Genomic DNA, 2,313 nt, shown 5'->3' with positions numbered 1-2,313 from the left:
AAAATCTTACTATTGAAGACTTACAAAAATGATGTTGGAAAGGGATTGATTCCAAGATATGACGCCCTATGAGGAAGTTAAAAGAGTGATTGAAAGTGAACTTAATGGAAATATTGATGAATTGTTTTCCGAGTTTTCAAAGGAAAGTCTTGCAACAGCATCCATTGCCCAAGTTCATGAAGCCAGATTGATTACAGGAGAAAGGGTTGCCGTTAAGGTTCAAAAGGAAGGCATAAATGAAAACCTTGAACAAGATTTGGCCATAATGAAATCCCTTGCAAAGACTGTTCACAAGTATAGCGATGAATTCAGAAAGTACAATCTGCCTGAAATGATTAAAGAATTTGACCATTCAATCCATATAGAACTTGATTATACCAACGAATTAATCAACATGAATGTTTTAGGTGCAAATTTTGAAGAAGATGAAACAATCCACATTCCAATTGCATATGCAGATTACTGCACTCCAAAAGTCCTTACCATGGAATTCATTGATGGTACTAACTTACAGGATGTTTATGTAAGCGACAGTGAAGAGTTTGATAAAGAACTTATTGCCAAACGTGTCATTGATTCATTTATGAAGCAAGTTTTGATTGACGGATTCTTCCATGGAGACCCACATGCAGGAAACATAATCATTTTGGAAGATAACGTTGTATGTTACATCGATTTAGGTGCAATGGGAATTCTTGATGATGATTTTAGAAAAAAACTTTCAGACATGTTAATGCTGGTTGCAGATCAGGACGTTAATGGCTTAATCAATCAGTTCATTTATATGGGCATTATAGATTACAGCATGGACACTACCGATTTGAAGCGTGACCTTCGCGATTTATTCCTAAGGATGTTTGCAAGCGACAGCACCGGATTCAATGACATCTTCGACCAAATGCTCGGATTGATGCAGGATCATGGAATTATTCTTCCAACTGAATTCGTTTCAATGGCTCGCGGAATATCAATGATTGAATCTGTTTCAACCACACTGGATCCAAAAATAGATATGATAGCTTCCATCGAACCAATTGCAAAGGAAAGTGTCAAAGAAAGAGTAAACATTAAAAATTTTATCGAAAGCAAGAAAGGCAGTTTACTTTACTACAAAAATATGCTCACATCCCTGCTTCCACTTATTGCAAAAGCCATTCACAAAATCGATAATGGAGATATGAAAGTTAAGTTTGAACTGGATGGACTTGACCGTATTGTCAGCAAATTTTCACTGGTTGTAATTATAGCTGCGCTTTTAATAAGTTCCTCATTGGTTATGACAATTACCAGAGGCCCAATGCTATTTGACATGCCTTTAATTGCAGTTATCGGATATGTCATAACTCTTATTTTAAGCATTATTGGCATTATAAACTATTTATACGGCAGATAAATCTAAAAAAATATGAAGAATTAATTTCTTCATCCCCTTTTCTATTTTTTATATTGAAATTTGAAAAAAATGAGTAAAATTAGTAAAAAATATGTAAGCAAGATTTCAAGACTATTGAAACCTCACCATCCAATGAAAAAAAATAATATTGGAAAAATATTGATTATCTATTTTCTTTTAATAACTATAACAGCACCTACAATTGCAATTACAACTAATAAAATTAAGATTGGATTACCAGTACTTAATAAACCGTGATTTGTTGTTGCATTAGTAGCATTAGTATGATTTCCAGTTGTATTAGTAACATTGCCTGTTTTATTGGTTACATTACCTGTTGAGTTAGAATTATCACCTGTTGCATTTCCAGTTGGATCAGTTCCATCGTCATGGTAAGGGACACCATCAGGAGCAACATCAGTCGGACCATCAGGACCAATATCATCACCAGATCCAAAATCACCGGAACCAGAATAACCACCATCAGATCCAACATCACCTTCACCAGAGACATCTTCTGCACATACTACACCTGCAGATGCAATTAAACAGAAAATCGCCAATACAGCAATCAATTTTTTAGAAATGTTCATGTTTTCACCTCTTGAAAATTTTAGTGTGAAATATAAATAATAATTATATAACTACACTAAAATATATAAACTCATCAATATTTAAAGTTTTTCGAAAGTAAGCGGATACCTACATTAATTTAGACCAATTAAACATGAAAATTAACAAATACAAATTTATAGGATACCTGGAAATGAAAATGTTCTATTTCCTGTCTAAAAAAAAGAAGAGTTGTAGGTGAATTGCACCTACTTAAATTTAAATTATGCCAAGTTTTTTAGCTGTATTTTCATCTACTTTACCAGTTACCTTAAGTCCATAGTCTTTTTGGAACTCTTTGACGGATC

The 2,313-nt window shown here is 33.5% G+C and carries 2 protein-coding genes; one reads left to right on the top strand and one right to left on the bottom strand.

Features of this window, described 5'->3' with window-relative positions:
* Positions 1-58: 58 nt before the first annotated feature.
* A complete protein-coding gene (locus QZ143_RS09755; protein WP_292883719.1) occupies positions 59-1,393 on the top strand; it encodes a lipopolysaccharide core heptose(II) kinase RfaY in 1,335 nt (444 codons plus the stop codon).
* A gap of 167 nt (positions 1,394-1,560) precedes the next feature.
* On the opposite strand, the gene QZ143_RS09750 is transcribed toward QZ143_RS09755, so the two are convergent.
* Entirely contained in the window at positions 1,561-1,986 is a 426-nt protein-coding gene (locus QZ143_RS09750; RefSeq protein WP_292883717.1) for a hypothetical protein, read from the bottom strand.
* Between the last annotated feature and the right edge of the window lie 327 nt (positions 1,987-2,313).

It is taken from the genome of Methanobrevibacter sp. UBA188 (genome assembly GCF_905234905.1).
Taxonomy (GTDB): Archaea; Methanobacteriota; Methanobacteria; order Methanobacteriales; family Methanobacteriaceae; genus Methanocatella.
Note: the sequence above shows the minus strand (reverse complement) of the source record. Positions and strands in the feature narration are given on the sequence as shown.